Origin of the sequence: Pandoraea sp. B-6 (assembly GCF_000282835.1) — a bacterium.
Taxonomy (GTDB): domain Bacteria; phylum Pseudomonadota; class Gammaproteobacteria; order Burkholderiales; family Burkholderiaceae; genus Pandoraea; species Pandoraea cepalis.
In genome coordinates, this window is sequence record NZ_KB290520.1 from 28,032 (window position 1) to 31,151 (window position 3,120).

Here is a 3,120-nt window from a genome sequence, read left to right on the forward strand (position 1 = left end):
ACGGTGGGCGCGGCGGGCATATCGGCGACACGATCCGCATCGATCACATGCAGGCTGCGCACCTGACCGGGCGCAACCCCCAGCACGATCCAGTCGCCCGCGACCTCGACCACGACCACGCGTTCACGTTGGCCCACGGCGGCGCTGCCGACCACGCGCACGTTGCCGCCCCCCAACGGGCGTTGCAGCCCGAAACGCTTGGCCAGCCACGCCAACCCGAAGAGCAGCGCCAGCACCAGCACGAGGCCCAGCCCCGTCTGCACGATGCCCGCGCCGCCAAGGCTCGGTACGGCCGCAGCCTGCGAGGCCGTGCCCTGGGCGTGCGCGGTGGCGATCGTCAGGCAGGCCAACAGGGCGGCCGCTGCCGCGGCACGCCCCACGGGGGCGCCGCGGACTTTTGTTGCATTCATCGGTTGAGCTTTCGGATGCGTTCGGATGGCGTGATGATATCAGTCAGGCGAATGCCGAACTTGTCGTTCACAACCACGACTTCGCCCTGGGCGATGAGGCAACCGTTGACCAGCACGTCCATCGGCTCACCGGCCATGCCGTCGAGTTCCACCACGGAGCCCTGCGCCAGTTGCAGCAGGTTCTTGATGGCGATCTTCGTGCGGCCCAGCTCCACGGTCATCTGGACCGGGATGTCGAGAATCAGGTCGATGTCGTTGTGCGTCGCGTTCGGCGGATTGCCGGCCGTGGCCGCCAGGGGCTGAAACACGGGGGCGGCGGCCGGTGGCGCCGCGGCTTCGGTCGCCGTCTGCTCCGCCATGGCACTGGCCCACTCGTCCGCCATGGCCTGGGCGTCGTCACCAAGCGTTTGAGGGGTATCGCTCATCACTCGTTGTCCTTCGTGTAATCGCTGTGCGAATGGTTGATCATCTGGTTCACGCGCAGCGCATATTGACCGTTGAACACGCCGTAATTGCATTGCATCACGGGCACGCCGTCGACCTTGGCCTCGAGCACCTCGGGCACGTCGAGCGGAATCACGTCGCCCACGCGCATGTTGAGCAACTGCGAGAGCGTCATGTCGAACTGCGCGAGGTTGGTCACGATTTCGACGTCGGCCGCTTGCACCTGTTGCGAGAGCAGACGCACCCAGCGCTTGTCGACTTCGAGCGTCTCGCCTTGCAGGGGGCTCGAGAGCTGGTCGCGCATCGGCTCGATCATCGAGTACGGCATGCAGATATGGAATTCGCCGCCGACCGAGCCGAACTCGATGTCGAACGTGGTCGTGACCACGACCTCGTTAGGCGTGGCGACGTTGGCGAACTGAGTGTGCATTTCGGCGCGCACGTACTCGAACTCGACCGGATACACCGGTTTCCACGACGCCCCGTAGTTCTCGAACACCAGGTCGAGCAGGCGCGCGATGATGCGCTGCTCGGTCTGCGTGAAGTCGCGCCCTTCGACGCGCGTGTGGAACCGGCCGTCGCCGCCGAACAGGTTGTCCACCACGAGGAACACGAGGTTCGGGTCGAACACGAACAGCGCCGTGCCGCGCAGCGGCTTGATGTGGACCAGATTGAGGTTGGTCGGGACAGGCAGGTTGCGAATGAACTCGCTGTACTTCTGCACGCGTACCGGGCTGACCGAGATTTCGGCGCTGCGGCGCATGAAATTGAACAGGGCAATGCGGAACAAGCGCGAGAAGCGGTCGTTGATGATCTCGAGTGTAGGCATGCGCCCACGCACGATACGCTCTTGCGTCGCGATGTTGTATGGCCGGATGCCGGAATGCTCTTCCGACTCCGACCGGTCATCCTGTTCGCCGGTGACACCCTTCAGAAGGGCATCGACCTCTTCCTGCGACAGGAACTCCTCATGCGCCATGTATCACTCACTGAATTACAAACGCGGTGAACAGCACTTCGCCCACGGCCTGCTGCGGCATGTTGGCCGCGAACGGCTGCGCGACCAGTGTGCGGATCTCGCTCGCCAGACGGCGCTTGCCGTCGATCGTGGCGAGATCCTGCGGCTGCTTGGACGACAACAGCAGCAACACACGGCTGCGCACTTCGGGCATGTGCTGCGTGATGCGGGCTTGCGTCTCGGCGTCTGCCACCTTGAGCGAGAGGCCGATATGCAGATAGCGCTCGCCGTCTTCGCCCGTCAGGTTCACCGTGAACGGGTCCATGCTGACGAACACGGGGGGCGGCGGGGGCGGTGGCGCTTTCGCGGCTTCCTGGCGTCCGGTCAGCAAATACACGGCCGTTGCCGCGCCGGCAGCGGCCATAAGGGCTACCGCAACGATCAACAGAATCCATTTGCGCATGCTCCCTCCGGAGGGAGCCGCGGCTTGCGTCGATGCGGGATTTGCCATGTGTTCGCCTGCTATTGGGTAATGATTGTCGGCCAACCCGCCAACGGGTGATCGGCCGAAAAGAAGGGACAATCGCGTCTAACTCGCGTCTTTGTCTTAACGGCAGAAAAACCGGCTGGCTTTAGGGCGGTGCGACGCCCGGTCGCGCCGCTCGTGCGGATCCCGGGGGGAGATCAGGCGAACGTGTCGACGAGACCGTTGCTCACGCGTACCGGAACGCTCACGGTCGTGGCGAGCGTCGCGTCGTCGCTCTGGCCGAAGCCCGGGGTGCCGCGTGCGTTGCCGTTGCCGCTTCCATTACCGCTTCCGTTGCCATTCGCCCCTTGCTGGGCAAAGGCCTGTTGCTGCGAACTGTCGCTGCTCACGGTAGCGTTACCCAGCGCAATGCCATTGTTGGCCAGGCTTTCGCGCAGTTGCGGCAAGGCCGCCTGCACGGCGTCGCGCACGGCGGCGTGTTGCGAGACGAACATCGCCTGCGCCGAGTCGTTCGCCACGTTCAGCACCACGTGCAGCGGACCGAGATCGGGCGGATTCAGGCTCAATTGCGCCGTTTGTGCATGGGCGGACGAGAGCCAGACCACTTGCTGCGAGAGCTGGTTGTTCCAGTCCTGCGTCCCCACGCGCGCGTTCAGGGCGAGCGCGGCGGGCAGATTGGCCTGGACCGGCAACTGCGGTTGGGCGTCCAGCGCTGGCGTGGCCGTTTGCGCGATCTGTGCGGCCGCCTGCGTGGCGGTGGCTGTCGCCGCTTGCGCGGCGGTGTCGCGATGTCCCTGCGCTTGCGCCAGCGCGTCGGCCAT

At 65.2% G+C, this 3,120-nt stretch carries 5 protein-coding genes; all 5 read right to left on the reverse strand.

Translation table 11 applies throughout. The annotated features are described in order from the left end of the window. On the reverse strand, positions 1-410 hold a 410-nt coding region (fliO, locus tag A985_RS25235; protein WP_157211443.1), incomplete at its 3' end, for a flagellar biosynthetic protein FliO. Next, positions 407-835, reverse strand: coding sequence for a flagellar motor switch protein FliN (fliN, locus tag A985_RS0112000; RefSeq protein WP_017233646.1), 429 nt, complete (start codon positions 833-835; stop codon positions 407-409). The genes fliN and fliO, both read right to left, overlap by 4 nt. Then, complete coding sequence (fliM, locus tag A985_RS0112005; protein WP_017233647.1) at positions 835-1,833, reverse strand: flagellar motor switch protein FliM; 999 nt, start codon at positions 1,831-1,833, stop codon at positions 835-837. Before fliM ends, fliN begins: the two co-directional genes overlap by 1 nt. A gap of 7 nt (positions 1,834-1,840) precedes the next feature. Then, on the reverse strand, positions 1,841-2,275 hold the full coding sequence (gene fliL / locus A985_RS0112010) for a flagellar basal body-associated protein FliL (RefSeq protein WP_017233648.1): 435 nt from the start codon (positions 2,273-2,275) through the stop codon (positions 1,841-1,843). Positions 2,276-2,496: 221 nt separating this feature from the next. Then, positions 2,497-3,120 (reverse strand): flagellar hook-length control protein FliK (locus tag A985_RS0112015; protein ID WP_017233649.1); only part of this gene is annotated, 624 nt, incomplete at its 5' end.